Origin of the sequence: Jiangella muralis (genome assembly GCF_001270745.1) — a bacterium.
In the GTDB taxonomy this organism is placed as follows: domain Bacteria; phylum Actinomycetota; class Actinomycetes; order Jiangellales; family Jiangellaceae; genus Jiangella; species Jiangella muralis.
In genome coordinates this window covers 1-14794 of sequence record NZ_LFXL01000055.1, presented here as the reverse complement: position 1 = coordinate 14794, position 14794 = coordinate 1, and the positions used below count along the sequence as shown (strand labels likewise).

Annotated in this window: 18 protein-coding genes; 13 read left to right on the top strand and 5 right to left on the bottom strand. The window is 68.0% G+C overall.

Annotated elements, in window-relative coordinates:
* Window positions 1-28 precede the first annotated feature (28 nt).
* The 4 genes from ACW62_RS31205 to ACW62_RS31190 are packed head-to-tail and all read right to left on the bottom strand — an operon-like array spanning window position 29 to window position 2861.
* The gene (locus ACW62_RS31205) at window positions 29-634 is read right to left on the bottom strand and encodes a phosphatase PAP2 family protein (RefSeq protein ID WP_053208040.1); all 606 of its coding nucleotides are present in this window, start codon (window positions 632-634) and stop codon (window positions 29-31) included.
* Window positions 631-1821 carry an MAB_1171c family putative transporter gene (locus tag ACW62_RS31200; RefSeq protein ID WP_205629719.1) on the bottom strand — a complete coding sequence of 397 codons (1191 nt, stop codon included), beginning with the start codon at window positions 1819-1821 and terminating at the stop codon, window positions 631-633. Before ACW62_RS31200 ends, ACW62_RS31205 begins: the two co-directional genes overlap by 4 nt.
* 5 nt (window positions 1822-1826) lie before the next feature.
* Window positions 1827-2330, bottom strand: a complete 504-nt coding sequence (locus tag ACW62_RS31195; protein WP_205629718.1) for a hypothetical protein — start codon at window positions 2328-2330, stop codon at window positions 1827-1829.
* Window positions 2331-2384: 54 nt separating this feature from the next.
* Complete coding sequence (locus ACW62_RS31190) at window positions 2385-2861, bottom strand: helix-turn-helix domain-containing protein (RefSeq protein WP_205629717.1); 477 nt, start codon at window positions 2859-2861, stop codon at window positions 2385-2387.
* Window positions 2862-3113: 252 nt separating this feature from the next.
* On the opposite strand from ACW62_RS31190, the gene ACW62_RS31185 reads away from it, so the two are divergent.
* The 12 genes from ACW62_RS31185 (at window position 3114) to ACW62_RS34510 (ending at window position 13926) form a co-directional block, all read left to right on the top strand.
* Window positions 3114-3710: a hypothetical protein gene (locus tag ACW62_RS31185; protein ID WP_205629716.1), complete on the top strand. Its 597-nt coding sequence runs from the start codon at window positions 3114-3116 to the stop codon at window positions 3708-3710.
* A gap of 383 nt (window positions 3711-4093) precedes the next feature.
* Window positions 4094-4693, top strand: a complete 600-nt coding sequence (locus ACW62_RS35505) for a hypothetical protein (protein ID WP_205629715.1) — start codon at window positions 4094-4096, stop codon at window positions 4691-4693.
* 123 nt (window positions 4694-4816) lie between these two features.
* Window positions 4817-5383 carry a hypothetical protein gene (locus ACW62_RS31175; RefSeq protein ID WP_205629714.1) on the top strand — a complete coding sequence of 189 codons (567 nt, stop codon included), beginning with the start codon at window positions 4817-4819 and terminating at the stop codon, window positions 5381-5383.
* Between the two features lie 2 nt (window positions 5384-5385).
* On the top strand, window positions 5386-6204 hold the full coding sequence (locus ACW62_RS31170; protein ID WP_053208035.1) for a MinD/ParA family ATP-binding protein: 819 nt from the start codon (window positions 5386-5388) through the stop codon (window positions 6202-6204).
* Window positions 6205-6323: 119 nt separating this feature from the next.
* On the top strand, window positions 6324-7646 hold the full coding sequence (locus ACW62_RS31165; RefSeq protein WP_053208034.1) for a TadA family conjugal transfer-associated ATPase: 1323 nt from the start codon (window positions 6324-6326) through the stop codon (window positions 7644-7646).
* On the top strand, window positions 7643-8533 hold the full coding sequence (locus ACW62_RS31160) for a type II secretion system F family protein (protein WP_205629712.1): 891 nt from the start codon (window positions 7643-7645) through the stop codon (window positions 8531-8533). Before ACW62_RS31165 ends, ACW62_RS31160 begins: the two co-directional genes overlap by 4 nt.
* On the top strand, window positions 8530-9426 hold the full coding sequence (locus ACW62_RS31155; protein WP_053208032.1) for a type II secretion system F family protein: 897 nt from the start codon (window positions 8530-8532) through the stop codon (window positions 9424-9426). Before ACW62_RS31160 ends, ACW62_RS31155 begins: the two co-directional genes overlap by 4 nt.
* A 24-nt stretch (window positions 9427-9450) precedes the next feature.
* On the top strand, window positions 9451-9648 hold the full coding sequence (locus ACW62_RS31150; protein WP_053208031.1) for a hypothetical protein: 198 nt from the start codon (window positions 9451-9453) through the stop codon (window positions 9646-9648).
* 319 nt (window positions 9649-9967) lie between these two features.
* Window positions 9968-10336 (top strand): TadE/TadG family type IV pilus assembly protein, encoded by a 369-nt coding sequence (locus ACW62_RS31145; RefSeq protein ID WP_053208030.1) that lies wholly within the window; start codon window positions 9968-9970, stop codon window positions 10334-10336.
* The gene (locus ACW62_RS31140) at window positions 10333-10797 is read left to right on the top strand and encodes a TadE/TadG family type IV pilus assembly protein (RefSeq protein ID WP_053208029.1); all 465 of its coding nucleotides are present in this window, start codon (window positions 10333-10335) and stop codon (window positions 10795-10797) included. Before ACW62_RS31145 ends, ACW62_RS31140 begins: the two co-directional genes overlap by 4 nt.
* A 46-nt stretch (window positions 10798-10843) precedes the next feature.
* Window positions 10844-11233, top strand: a complete 390-nt coding sequence (locus ACW62_RS31135; RefSeq protein ID WP_053208028.1) for a pilus assembly protein TadG-related protein — start codon at window positions 10844-10846, stop codon at window positions 11231-11233.
* Window positions 11230-13926 carry a BTAD domain-containing putative transcriptional regulator gene (locus ACW62_RS34510; RefSeq protein WP_157575107.1) on the top strand — a complete coding sequence of 899 codons (2697 nt, stop codon included), beginning with the start codon at window positions 11230-11232 and terminating at the stop codon, window positions 13924-13926. Before ACW62_RS31135 ends, ACW62_RS34510 begins: the two co-directional genes overlap by 4 nt.
* A 15-nt stretch (window positions 13927-13941) precedes the next feature.
* On the opposite strand, the gene ACW62_RS31120 is transcribed toward ACW62_RS34510, so the two are convergent.
* Window positions 13942-14256, bottom strand: coding sequence for a hypothetical protein (locus tag ACW62_RS31120; RefSeq protein WP_053208025.1), 315 nt, complete (start codon window positions 14254-14256; stop codon window positions 13942-13944).
* A 357-nt stretch (window positions 14257-14613) separates the two neighbouring features.
* Here ACW62_RS31120 and ACW62_RS34505 point away from each other — a divergent pair, with 357 nt between their 5' ends.
* Entirely contained in the window at window positions 14614-14763 is a 150-nt protein-coding gene (locus ACW62_RS34505; RefSeq protein ID WP_157575106.1) for a hypothetical protein, read from the top strand.
* The last annotated feature ends 31 nt before the right edge of the window (window positions 14764-14794 follow it).

Below are 14794 nucleotides of genomic sequence, written 5' to 3'. Positions count from 1 at the left end.
AGTGGGACGGGCGTCATCGAGTCGTCGACTAGCGGAAACCGACGAACACGGTCGCCGCGATGAGGGAACCGAGCACAGCGCCGACGATCACCTGCGCAGGTGTGTGGTCACGCAACGTGACGCGTGACCAACCGGTTGCAGGCACGACCGCCGCCGTAGCGAGCAACGCCGGACCGAAGACGATGGCCAGGATCGTTACGGTGCCGGCGGCCACCGCCGCGTGGATGGAGATCTTCCATCGAGTCGTGATCGTTCCGGTGACGCCGAGACCCACGAGCATCGCGACCACCAGGGCAACGACCTGGCGTGGTGCCCCAAGGACCGCCAAAAGGCCGGCGCCGGCGACCGCGAAGCCGGCCGCAATGGCGAGCGGTACCAGCCGTTGCCTGCGATCAGGAATGTGGCGGCTGGCGAGCCGACCCTGGCGCACGGAGAGAAGCACCCAGCCGTAGGGCGCCACACCGACGAGAAGCGCTGCGAGCACGCCCCAGCCCAGACCTCGTGCGGCTGATGGATCGCTGGCTGCGCCCACGACGAGCAGGAGAACGATGACGAGATGTGCAGGTGCGAAGACTGCCGTCAAAAGTACTGCCAGCCGCCTCGCCGGAGCCTGTTGCGGCGGCGCACTGGTCATGACTCGGCTCCGATCGTCGCTTCGACGCGACCCACGATGGTCTCGATCATCTTCCGGGCGGCGGTGATCTCGGTCAGGACCAGGATCTCGGTGGCCAGATCCTCGCCGCCGGTTGGTGCGGGCATCGATTCGTCGTGCGGTTCAGCTCCTCGCAGCTTGGCGCGGCGCGCGACCTCGAGCCATGCCGCCTCGCCTATGACTTGAGCGTTCACCCCAGCGCCCGCCCGGTGAGCCTCGCGGACGGCGAGCTCACGGACATGCGGCGGCGCGAATCGCTGGACGGCCAGCATGCCATCGCGAATCTCGATGACACGACGGTAGAGGTCGAGTTCGATATAGCGGAGGAACAACACGACGCCGCGACGTCCGCGCGATACCGGATCGAGCGCGATGCCAGGCTCGGCCTGGTAGTAGGCGAGCCACAGCGGGTACAGCCGCCGGTAGGCCAGATACGCGCGCAAGTGCCGGATGACCGGCCACTCCGTACAGGCCGGCCACAGCACCCCGACGACGAAGATCATCACCGTTGTGGAGAGGAGGTACTGCTGGACGGTGTCCATCGACTCTGGCGATGGCCAAGAGCCGCCATTGCTCGTCGCGACAACGAGGTAGGCGGCCTTGTGCCCGCAGTAGGTCAGTCCAACGATGGCTCCACCAGCCATCCACGTCATGCTCGTGCGCACCGGCCCGGGCGGGAAGCTCATCACTGATGTGAACGTAAGCCGGGCGATGCTGACCAGAGCAGATGCCAGGGCGAACAGGTAGATCGCCCAGTACGCGAGAAGGACGGGCTCGCCCACAGCGACGGCCGTCAAGCCGGGGAAAGTCCGATCGTGGACGGGCGCCGCCGAGAACAGTCCAGCAAGAAGCGCGACCATGCCGGTCATGGCAAGCGCACGCCGCGCGCGACCTTGATCGGCGACCTCTGCGGGAAGCGCGAGATCTCGCACGACCTCCTGAGCGAGTACGGCGGACGTGACGACCATGGCGTGCTTGACCAGATGCGAGATGTTGGCGGTGAAGCCGGCGACCTCGTCCAAGGCTTGTGCGACATCGGGTGTTTCCAGAGTCACGGAAACCGCCAGCGCTACGAGGGCTAGCCACAGCAGGCGCTGGGTCGTGTGCCTGACGATGGTGGGAATCCGGGCGAGGACGACGACCCACAGCAGGATCGCGGCGACATGCACGAGACTCATGACATCGTAGGTCCGAGGACGTTGCGGACCCGAAGGAAGGTCGCATCGGAATCCGATGTCGTCACCGCGCGGTGCGCCCGGCCGCCCACCAGATCCGCGAACGTCTCAGCTTCGAGTTCCTGCTCTGTGGTGTAGGCGCTCCGAGCCAGAACCGCGGCGACCATCATCGGGTCGAGCGCTGGAAGTAGTCGGCTGCGAATGCCAGCCGCGGATTCTCGCACCGCGGCGTGGTCGAAGACCATGTGCGCCAGCTCGTGCAGGATGATGTGCTCTTGGTGGAGTGGACTGGTGGCTACCTGATGGAAGACGTAGTCGGCCTCCTGCGTCGACACCCATAGCCCACATGGCCCGTCATCGTTGCCGGGGATCGGCAGTAACCGCAGCGGACGCTGACGGATTCGAACGAGCGTCGCACAGAACTCATCTAGCGAAAAAGGCCGTGGCAGGCTCAGAGTGCGCAGCTTCTCCTCGCACCGCTGTCGTACGTGGCGCAGGTCCACGACCCACCCCCTTAGTCCAGAATCTCCCCTTTTGTCGGCTCTCGCCGCGCCATGTCATTCATCGCTAGATTGCCCTGTAGGACCCGAAGGGTCTGAATGCAACTGTACGTCGTCCAGACCTTCGAGTTGACGCGTACTTTCGACAACGTTCTTGATCATCCTCAGGGCCGCGTCCGAGAGGTCACTCGCCCGGAGCGCGATGTCCCGCACGTCGCTGTCGCGCATCGCCGCAAGCAGCTCAAGTTGCTCTGTGACCTCGCCCGCGGCCTCGTCGTCGAGGAAGTAGCTGGCCGGCACGCCGAAGAACCTCGCCAGCGCCTCGACATGTCTGATCGTCGGGTTCTCCTTTTCACCCCGCCGCAGCTGCCAGACATAGCTCGCCGAGATCTTGACCCCGGACCCTGACTCGTTGATCGCTTGGGCGACCTCGCGGTGCGTGTACTCCCCGCGACCGCGCGGGTGCACGACGCGGAACAGGTAGTCGAGCTTCTCCGCCAGCGTCTTTCCGCTGGGCGCCGACGCCTCCGTCACCTCTCGAGTCTCCCTCGCCATTGGGTCGATGCCGACTCATCACCCCGTGACCGGATGGTGCCACGGTCTCGCACATCTGCGCGACTACGGTCTTGACGGCTTCGAGTGAAAGGAGCAGACTGGCGCCGTTCACACCAGTGGACAGCTAAGGTATTCCGGTCCACCAGAGTGCATGGCGCGTGCAGGGCACGGGCGGCTGGTCAGCTCGCGAGATGAGCGTCGCTCGTCGCGTGCACGCCGGAGGGACGGCTCGTGAGTCCTGATCCGCAGAAGAACGGTGTCGGCCTGTTGGTGGTCGCTGTGGCGGCCATCGTCGTCGGATGCAGCTCGGGAACGCCAACAAGTAGTCCGCAGAGCGGCGTCGACGCAGACTCGCCGCAACCATCTGAGTCGCTGACGCCATCCGAGGCGCCCTCGTCGATGCAGCCGTCCACACCCCCGGCGGAGCTGTTGGCTATCGATGCGTACCTGGGCATGTGGGAGGACTACGCGGTGGCGTCTGAGACCGCCGACTGGCAGTCCCCGCTGCTCGATGATCACGCAACTGGGGAGGCGTTGTCGGTGATGTCGCGAGGGTTGTACGCCAGCCACTACAACGGCGAGGTGGCCAAAGGCAGGCCCGTCCTGAACCCGGAGGTCTCGTCAGCCAGCCCACCGGCAGACCCCACGACTGTCGTGATCTCCGACTGTGGCGACTCGTCGAACTGGCTGACCTACGACGAGGCGACCGGCGAGGTCATCGACGACGAGCCGGTGGGACGCCGCTCGATCACGGCCACCGTAGAACTGCAAGCAGATGGGACCTGGAAGGTCACCGGGTTCGCCGTGCGGGGTGTCGGTTCATGCTGACCAGAACATTTCCAGCCATCGGTGTCGTCGCCACGATGCTCGTGGTGATCACAACAGGAAGGGCGTCCGCCGACCCCTGGGGCGAGGTCGACTGTGATCAGGTCCCCTCGCCGTCGTGCGACCTCGGCGCCGGAGAAGGTGACGAGGACCAAGACGACGGTCGTCCACCGATCCCCGACGGTCCCGACGAGGATGGCGGCAACGGGACGCCGGACACGCCGATCAGACCGCCGGGCGACCACATCATCGGTGAGCCGGAGAACCTGGCCGACTGCCAGTACGTGCCTGTCGATTACGTGCCGCCGGGCGAAGATCAACCACCCGTTATCGTTGCTGGCGCGTCAGCAGGTCGAGCGAACACCACGCTCGTTCCGGCCGATGTCGTGGTACCTCCTGATGACCAGGGCGGCGAGGACGGCGCCTGGTACGTCTATCAGTGCACCGGCGAAGGTTTCACGGACGCGGCGTGGCGACCGCCGGTGTGGATCCCGCACGAACAACGCCCGGATGGCTCGACCGGGCCGTCCGTGGTCGAGGTCGCGCACCGCGCTTACGCGCAGCTGCACCTGACGGCTCCACAGATCTCCGTCAGCCCGGCAGCGGAGCAGCTGGTGCGGCTACCGACGTGGCTGTGGCTTGACCCGGACACCTGGGCGCCGATCTCGGCGACGGCATCGGTGCCTGGTGTGTCGGTGACGGCCACGGCGGTACCTCAGTCGGTGTCGTGGGCGATGGGCGATGGGGCCACTGTGACGTGCGGCGGTCCGGGCACACCGTTCGCCTCGGGAACCGATCCTGCGGCGGAGTCGCCGGACTGTGGCCACATCTACACCGCCGCGTCGGAGCGGTACGACGTCACGGCGACGGTGGAGTGGACGGTCAGCTGGGCCGGCGCAGGCCAGTCGGGTGTGTTCCCCGGACTGACGACCTCGACCTCCACCCAGGTCCGAGTCGTCGAGTCGCAAACGCTGACCACGAACTGATCCGAGGAGGCCGCTCCCGTGAGCACATACCTACGTCCCGAAACGGTTGAGGCGGCGACCGCCGGGACGGCAGTCGGCCGCAACGCCGGCCGGTCACGCTTGCGGGGCGGACCACGACGCAGCGTGCCGCACCTCGCCCTGGGGCTGCTGTTGGTGATCGCATGCGCGACCGGATTCGCCATTGTCTCCACACAGCTGGACGACCGCGTCGCGGTTCTCGCGCTCATCGAACCGGTGACGGTCGGCCAGGTGCTCGAACCGTCGCACCTGCGTGAGGTCGACGTCGCCGTCGCCCCAGACGTCGACGTGATCCCGTCGTCCCACGCTGCGAGCGTCGTCGGAACCCCGGTGGCGGTGAGCCTGCCGGCCGGGACAGTGCTGTCGCCGGCGATGTTGGGCGACGCCAGCCTGCCCGAGCCCGATAGCGCGGTCGTTGCTGTCGCGCTCGCTCCAGGCGCTTTCCCGCCGGAGGCCTCGCAGGGGTCGGCAGTGGTGGTGGTGCCCGCGGCCCCGGCGACCGAAACCACGAGTGACCCCGCGCGTGGTTGGGCCGCGGTCGTCGTGGGTGTACATCCGACCGAGACAGAGGCGACGACGGTGATCTCACTGCAGGTGGCCGAGGCAGACGCGCGTCGGATCGCGGCAGCCGGTCCGGTGAGCGTGGTGATGACACCGGCCGGGGGTGACTGATCGTGCTGGTGGCGATCTGCTCCGTGAAGGGGTCTCCCGGTGCGACAACGCTGGCGCTGGCGCTTGCCGCACGCTGGCCGGACGCCGAAGCGGAGTGCATCGTGGTCGAGGCCGACCCGGCGGGCGGCGACCTGGCCGCCCGGTTCGGCTTGGCGACCGCGCCTGGGCTGGTGAGTTTGGCCGCAGCCTCACGCCGCGACGACGACCCGCGACTGATCTGGCGGCATGCGCAACCACTACCTGGCGGTCTACCGGCGGTGGTCGCGCCGGTGGGCACGGAGCAGGCGCGAGCCGCGCTGGCAGCCCTCGAGGACGCCACGGTCCTCTCGCGTGCGGCAAAGCACTCCCGGGCCGTCGTCGTGGTCGACTGCGGTCGGGTCGCCCCTGGTTCCCCAGTGCTACCTCTGCTCAGCGCGGCAGACCACGTGCTGGTGCTCGTCCGGCCGCATGCGGCCGATCTCGCCCACGTCATGTCACGGGTTCCGGTGATCTCGCGGCTAGCTGGACAGGCACAGCTGCTGTTGCTCGGCTCGGGATACGGACCCAGCGAGGTGGAACGCGAGATCGGACTACCGGTGCTCGACGAAGTGCCGGAGGATCCCCGAGGCGCGGCCGGGCTGACCGGCGCCCCGGTCACACATCGCCCCATCCGGCTCTCCCGGCCACGGTTGGTCCAGGCCGCCGCGCGAATCGCCGCAACACTCGCCGCATCCGGACCGATCACGGCACACGCAACAGTCGACGACCTCGCCGGACGCGCAAACAATTTCGATAGGAGTGCGCTGGCGGCGCAGAACGGACAGCCCGGGAGACGGTCGTGACCGACCAACCCAGCCGCGTCCCGCTGAACCTCCGTCGCCTGTCTGCGGGCCGCGCCCCGTCTGCGCGGTCTGCCGCGACGAGCGCGACCGCCGACTCCACCGCAGCTGCAGTTGACGAAGTGGGCAATGCACCAACCCGGTTGCGGACGCGGCTCCGTGCCGCCCTCGACGCTCAGCTGCCGGCACGCATCGACGGTGCTACGGCCAACGGCGGAACGCTCGGTCTGGAACGCCGCCGTGTGCTCGCCCAGGAGATTGTGGGCGAGGCGATCACCGCGCACGTCGAGGACGAACTGATGAACAACCGGACCCTACCAACCCGCGAGGAGGAGCAGCAGGTCGTCGCCGAGGTCCTAGACGCGATGTTCGGCCTTGCCGGGTTGCAGCCACTCCTAGACGACCCGAGCGTGGAGAACGTCAACGTCAACGGATGCGATCGGGTGTTCGTCCGCTATGCCGATGGCACCCGCGCACAGCTTCCCCCGGTCGCGAAGACGGACGCCGAGCTGGTGGAACTCGTCCGCACGATGGCTGCTCGGGCGGGGTCCGAGGAGCGCAGGTTCGACCGCGGGTCGCCAGCGGTGAATCTCCAGTTGCCGGACGGCTCACGACTGTTCGCCGTGATGACGCTGACCGCCGGCGGCCGGCCGTCGGTGTCGATTCGACGACACCGCTACCTCACCATCACCCTGCCGGAGCTTCGGACCTTGGGGATGGTCGACCGCGGCCTCGAGCAGGTGCTGCGCGCCGCCGTACGGGCCCGCAAGAACCTGCTGATCGCCGGCGGCACGGCGATCGGCAAGACCACGCTGCTGCGTGCCCTCGCGTCCGAAATCGACCCGGGCGAGCGGCTCGTGACCGTCGAGGACGCCTTCGAGCTGGGCCTTGACCGCGATCCGGACCGGCATCCGGATGTGGTGGCCCTGCAGGCGCGCGAAGCCAATATCGAGGGCGAGGGCGCAGTGTCGCAGGCCGAGTTGGTGCGGTGGGCGCTGCGGATGTCCCCAGACCGCGTGATCGTCGGCGAGATCCGCGGCCCCGAAGTGGTGCCGATGTGCAACGCCATGAGCCAGGGCAACGACGGTTCCATGGCCACCATCCACGCCTCCAACAGCCGCACGGTGTTCACCAGGCTGGCCGCATACGCTGCCCAGGGTCCGGAACGGCTCCCGTTGGAAGCCACGACGCTGCTGGTCGCGTCCGCCGTGCACTTCGTCGTCCACCTGGCGGAATCGAGAGACGGACGGCGGGTAGTCTCGTCGATCCGCGAAGTCGTCGACGCCGACGAACGACAAGTGGTGTCGAACGAGATCTACCGCCCGCGGCCCGACCGCCGCGCCGCTCCTGGGGCACCGATACGAGCGGAGACCCTCGACGAATTGGTCGCAGCAGGGCTTGATCCGGCGTTACTGCACGAGCCCGACGGGTGGTGGACGGCGTGACCACCGGGCTCGCCGCACTCTTCGGCCTCGGCGTCGGGACCGGGCTGACGCTGATCGTGCTCGGCCGGCGCAGGATCCCGGACCGCGCCGGCTCGGGCTCCCTACGAATCCCTGCGATCGACCAGCGCACTCTCCTCCGTCTGGGACTTGCAGCCGGGTCAGCCGTGCTCGCCGTCGCGCTGACCGGCTGGCTGGTCGGCGCGATCCTCGCCGCGGCCGCCACCTGGTGGCTGCCACGACTGGTGGGTCGGAACCGCGATCAGGAGGAGAAGGTCGCCAAGATCGAGGCGATCGCAGCGTGGACCGAGATGCTCCGCGACACGCTCGCCGCGGCAGCAGGGCTAGAACAAGCCATCGTCGCGACCGCGCCGATCGCGCCAGCGCCGATCCGGACCGAGATCGAGGTGCTTGCGTCACGCATCGAGGCTGGCCACCGGCTCGCGCCAGCGCTTCGCCGGCTGGCCCAAGACCTGGACGATCCGAGCGGAGATCTCGTCGTGGCGGCGCTCGCGCAGGCGGCGCACCGCCAGGCGAGCCGACTGGGCGATCTCCTGTCGACCCTCGCGCGGGCGGCCCGCGACCAGGCCGCGATGCGGTTGCGGGTCGAGGCGAATCGGTCCCGGACCCGCACGTCGATACGAGTGATCGTCGTGACGACCGTCGGGTTCGCGGCTGGGCTCGTGCTGTGGAATCGCGACTACCTGTCGGCCTTCGATGACGCACTCGGCCAACTCGTCCTGTTGGCCATCGGTGGGCTGTTCACGGTGGGGTTCACATGGCTGTCCCGGATCGCGCGGATCGACGATCCAGCCCGGCTATTTACCTCGTCGACCGTGGCCGGACCGGTGGTCGCCGAGGGGCCTAACGGTGGGAGGGCCGGGCGATGACCACCGCGCTGGTGCTCGGCTCTGGACTGGGCCTCGGTCTATGGGCATTGGCCGTATGGGTGGCACCGCCGCTGCCTCGGCTCGGCATGGTGCTTGCCCGAGCCACGTCCGCCACTCCGCCCGCCCCACCCTTGCTCGCCACGACGCAGCACGGCTGGGTGCTGCGGTTCGGCGGGCCGTTCGTGCGCCCGCAACGGGCCTTGGGCCTCCCCAGCGCGTCGTTGCGGCGCGACCTTGCCATTACCGGAACATCGATCGAGAGCCACCTTGCGGTCAAGGCGGCCGCCACCCTCACCGGGCTTCTCGCACCAGTTGTGACGAACCTTGCGCTCTCCGCTGTCGACATGGGCTGGGGTGTCCAGATCCCGGCCATCGCCTCCGCGGTCCTTGCCCTGGCTGGCTTCGTTCTGCCCGACCTACAGATGCGTGCCCGGGCCGCCGCACGGCGAGCCGAAGCCCGAGATGCGCTCTCGGTCTATCTGGACCTCGTGGTCATCGCCCTGGCCGGCGGCGCCGGCGTCGATGCCGCTCTCACGGACGCCTCCACGGTGGGGCACGGGTGGGCGTTTACCCAGCTGCGACGTGCCCTCGCCGCCGCACGGATCACCCGTGTCAGCCCATGGCAGACATTGCGTCAGCTCGGCACGGAGCTGGACATCCCAGAACTGACCGAACTGGCCGCCAGCGCGTCGCTGGCCGGAACCGAGGGCGCCAAGATCCGCGCCAGCCTGTCCGCGAAAGCCGTCGCGTTGCGCATCCATCAGCTCACCGAGGCCGAAAGCCAGGCACAGTCCGCTACGGAACGGATGAGCCTCCCCGTCATGACGCTCTTCACCGGCTTCCTGGTGTTCATCGGCTACCCGGCCGTCGATCAGATCATCCGCAGCCTGTAACCAACCGAAAGGCAGGTACCCGTCATGCCCCGCTATCTCGCCGTCACCACGTGGCTACGGCAGCAGCTGCACGAACTCGCCGTACGTACTCGCCGCGAGGACGGCTACGCCACCGAGACCGTCGTGGTCACTGCGTTGCTCGCTGCGTTGGCGTTGCTCGTTTTCGGCACGATCATCTGGAACCTGGTCGTGGAGAAGAGCAACAGCATCGACCTCGGCTAGCCCGATGACCGGCAACACCAACTCCATTCGGCCTTGTAGGGAGTCATCGAAGATGTCCCGTCGGTCAACAACATGTCCGTCTCGTGTCCGACGGTCTGTCGATTCGTCCGCCAGACGACGCCCCAACTGTGGCGATGCAGAAGTCGAGATCTGTCGTGGCCGAAGAAGTGGACAACTTCGATGGCACATCAGCACCACGCAGCCCGCACACCCGGACGGTTGCCTGTGCCGTCCAGGCGGGCCTTCGCGGACAACACAGCGACCGCGGCGGACAACTTCGTCGAATCCCTACAGGCCTCGGCTCGCCGCGGCGCGCCGGATGCGCGAGCGCGGCGCTGGAACGGTGGAGCTGATCATCGCCACGCCACTGCTCATGCTGCTCCTGTTCGCGATCGTGCAGTTCGCCGTCTGGTCTCATGCGACCCACATCGCCCAGGCCGCCGCGGCCCAGGGACTCGCCGCGACCCGGACCGAGGGCGGCACTACCTCTGCCGGCAACGCCGCCGCAGCCGAAGTGCTGGCTCAACTCGGCGACGGACCACTCGAGGGAGCCGTCGTCGACGTGACGCGCGACGCCGACGGCGCCGCCGTCCGCATCAGCGGGACAGCGGCGCCGGTCGTGCCGTTCCTCAACCTGCCTGTACACGCAGAGGCCTCGGGGCCCGTCGAGCGGTGGACCGTCGGATGAACCGGGCACACCTCGTCCGGGCAGGCCGCCGACAGCGGGCAGGGCGCGAGACCGGTTCAGCAACCGTCGAGCTGACGATCGCGACGCCTCTGCTCGTCGCCGTCCTTGTGTTCGTCGCCGTCATCGTCCACCGTGGTGTCGACGCGCGGCTGCGGCTCGATGATGCGGCTCACCAGGCTGCGCGCGCAGCAAGCCTCGCCCGTAGCCCGGTCGCGGCCACGACCGCTGCCGACACCACCGCCACGCAGGCGCTCGCCGATGCCGGCATCGTCTGCGACCACATGACCATCGCCACCGACACCGCACGGTTCGCGCCTGGCGGAGTGGTGACGGTGACCGTCGGCTGCACCGTCAGCCACAATGATGCTCTGTTCGTCGGCATCCCCGGCCACCGGCAGCTCACCGCCACCTTCACGTCGCCGGTAGACACCTGGCGAGCAACAACCTCGGCAGACGGGTGACCTGGTTGTGCCCCGAGAACGATCAGCCGACAAGGAGCGAGGTCAAGTGACAGCGTTCCTGGTCGTCGGTGTCACCGGGCTGCTGGCTTTGGTCGGCCTCGTGCTCGACGGTGGGCTCGCCCTGTCCGCCAAGGTCGAGGCCATCGGGATCGCTCAAGAGGCCGCCCGCGCCGGCGCCCAGCAACTCGACCTGAACGCCTATCGTGCCGACGGCAGCCTCACCCTCGATCCCGCTGCGGCAAGCTCCGCCGCACATGCCTATCTCGATGCTGCCGGCGCCGCGGGAAGCGTGAATGTGGTCGGAAACACCGTCACCGTGATCGTGACCGCCACTCAGCCGACCCAGATCCTCCAGCTCGTCGGGATCACCACGCTGACGGTGGATGGCTCGGGCAGCGCGCAACCGCGACGTGGCATCACCAGCCCAGAGCCATGAGCACCAGAACGATGGTGCCGCCGATCCATGCGGAGACGGGCCGTCATTGGCGCCCGTCGGCGGTCGGCCGCGCCGTGCGTGGGCTCACGGCCGCCGCGACGCTCGGTGCGCTCGTCGTCGGTGTGCCATGGGTGCTCGTCCGCTACGTCGGCTGGCCGCTCCCGGATCGGCTACCGAGCTGGGCCGAGATCCAGGCGGCTCTCACGACACCGCCCGCCAACGCGGCGGTGCTAGACCTCCTCGCTGTGCTGTGCTGGGCGGCCTGGGCCGTCTTCCTCCTGGACGTGGTCCAGGCTCTGCCTGCCGCTGTCCGGGCCGCGACCAGCGGCTTAGCGCAATCCGCCGCGACGAGGCGCGGACCGCTGCACGGAGTGGCTGCCGTTCTCGTCACCTCGGTCGCGGTCGCACTTCTCGCCCCGCGCCTCGCCACACATCCGATCGCGCCGACCGCGGCGAGCGCCGCGACAGCTACCGTCGACAACACCACACAGCTGAACGTCACCAGTGGGAGCAGGCTCAGCGAATCAAGTCGATCGGTTGTCGTTCGAGAGCCACGCAACGGAATCCACGACTGCCTGTGGCGAATCGCGGACCGTGAACTCGGCGACGGCGCCAGGTGGCCGGAGATCTACGATCTCAACCGCGGACGACCACAACCCGGCGGCGGCACGCTCACCGACCCCAACCTGATCCATCCCGGCTGGGTCCTTATACTGCCCGGCGCCCCTGGCCCCGAGGAACCCAGCGAGCAGCCGAGCCAGGACATCGAGCCTCCGCCTCAGCAACCGACAGCGCCTCCGAAGGCGAATCCAACGTCAGCGGAACCGAGCGCTGACCCGACTCCGGTGTCCGCCGCTCCAACGACGGGGCCGCCGGAGACTGCGCAATCGCCTGACGCCGGCCCTCCTCAACCAGACACGCCGCCGGGTATCGATCTGGGTCCGGGCTTCTACATTGGCGCTGCTCTCGCCGCTGCGATCAGCACGCTCTTCGTCGTTGCCCGCCGTAGGCAGCGGCGCTGGTACGAGCCGGGCAGCGGCCACCGCGCCGATCTCCCGACCGCACCGGTCATCCGTACACTCCGCGTCGCGCGACTCATTCCCATCGACGCCGGCGCGGAGACTGACAGCGTGCCGGCCGTGCACGAAGCCGATCACGCCGACGTCGGCCACTCCCCGGTCCCCGATCAACCGTACCGGCCGATGGCAGCCGCGCCCCAGCCTGGCCTGCCTCTGGGCGTTGGTGACGACCAGGAGATCCTGATGGACCTCGCCGGCGGCCGTGGACTCGGCCTTGTCGGCCCGGGCGCTGACAAGGTGGCGAGGGCCATTCTGCTGACCGTCCTCACCGGCCGACGAGAGCCAGATTCTCCGGCTCATGTCCTCATCCCCGAGGACGACGCCCGACGCCTGCTCGGCACGTCCACGCTAGACGACGGCCGACCGGCGGGCCTGAGCATCGTCCCATCGCTCGAAGACGCGCTCGATCAGGTCGACGAGCACATAGGCCGTCTGCTCGATGGTCGTGGACGCGCCGACGACGACAGTTCAGCGCTGGGAATCGTGGTGATGGCCAGCCCGCGACCGGAGCTGAACGAACGCACGCAAGCAGTTCTGGAGAACGGTTCGTCCATGGGTGTTGCCGGCGTGGTTCTCGGCCAATGGCGTCCGGGCGGAAGCGTTCACGTGCGTGACGACGGGACCGTGAGCGCCACCAATCCCGGTCCCGCGGAACGACTCCTTGGTGCTCGTCTCTTCACACTTCCGACGGAGCAGGCGAAGGATATGCTCGCTCTACTCCGCGAGACCCGCGCCGACACGAAACCAGCAGACTCATCGAGCAGCTGGCACGAGCCTGACACCAGGCCCATTGTCGATGGCCCGCCAGAGCCACAAACGGAGCAGGCTGCTCGGCGCACCGGTGACGAGCCGCTGTCGTGGCGCATCCTCGGAGTACCGACGCTGCGGCAGCGCCTCCACGATGGTGACGTCGACATCACGCCGACACTGACGCGGCGACAACGCGAGCTCCTCGCCTTCCTCTCGCTGCACCCAGACGGCGTCGCTCGCGACACGCTGGCCGACGCGCTCTGGCCCGATTCACCGGACGAGCGCCCCACGAACGCGTTGCACGCCACCCTTTCAAGGATTCGCCGCGCCCTGATCAAGGCCACCGGCGACGATCAGCTATCGGGGCTCGTGATCACCAGTGGCGACAGGTACCGACTCAACGCGGCCCTCATCGAGGTCGACTACTGGAGCTTCACTCGGGCGGTCCAGCAGGCCCGCACGGCCGCAACAGGCGCCGACCGCATGGCGTCGGATCGGGAGATCATCTCCCTCTACCGCGCCGAGCTCGCTGCAGGCGTGGACGCCGACTGGCTCGAAGTTCCGAGGGAAGCCGCTCGCCGCGATGCCATCGACGCTGCCGCTCGCCTTGCGCGTACCTACGTCGACACCGACCCGCACCAGGCGCTGAGATACCTCGAGCAATCCCGCGCGATCGATCCATACAACGAGCTGGTCTACCGCGACATCATGCGCCTCCAGGCGCGCCTCGGACAGTCTGACGCCATCCAACGCACTCTCGGTCTGCTCACAATACGGTTGGCCGAACTCCAGGAGCGCCCCGATCCTGAGACCCTCGCACTGGCTCAGAACCTCCAGTCACGTGCAGAAAGCTCGCCCGAGTAGGGGCGAATCCCGCAATCACGCGTGATTTCTCCGGAGAGTTCTGGCACCGCTTTCGGATGAGTTTGCGGCGACCTCCTCGCTGATGTCGAGCTCACCGCAGACACGCAACCGGGCCACAATCTCGCCCAGGAACGGCGCCATCCGCTTCCCAGCCGGCGCGTCCATCACCGCCCACACCTTCCGCAACACTGCGATGACCTCGGCGTCGTAGGTCAGCGGCCGAGGTTCGCGTGGCGTCGCGACCCGACGTGGGCCGAGCGCCTGGCGCAGCGCCTTGCGGGCGTGGTCGCGATGCGATCCAGTGGTCGCGCACAGCTCGTCGATGATCACCGCCTTTGGCGCCCTTCGACGCCGACCGGTACCGCGTCGCCGTTGCCTTCGTGACCGCCCTGCGCTGGCTCATCTTCAGTCCCATGTCCGAGGCTGTCCCGCCAACCGCCAACCGCTACCAGCCACGCAGGCGCACCGCTACGCGGGCACTTCTACATGAGGCAACGAATCGGTTTCGCGGGCTTCTTCGATGAGTCAACTCAAGGCCTGGACTAGTTCCAAGGCCGTTTAGTTAAGCGATGGTGGCCGCGGTCAAGGATGTTGATCTTCGGCGTGTCTGGCCGGTAGTGGGGGCGGAGCCCCTGGTAGGAGAGGTAGTCCGCCAAGACATCCTCACCACCAGGAGCTGCGCCGATCGTGAATTCTGTCATCACTCGCGCCGTCACGGTGGCGGCGGGCCGGTTCGCGCCCGGTCATCTGGGCGAGTTGACCCAGCACCTGCCGTTCGAGATGGTCGATGAGGCTCTGGCTGTCACTGAACCGGCCTGGGATCGCTGGAGGGCATGATCTAACCGGGAAGAGGAGATCATGCCTGCAC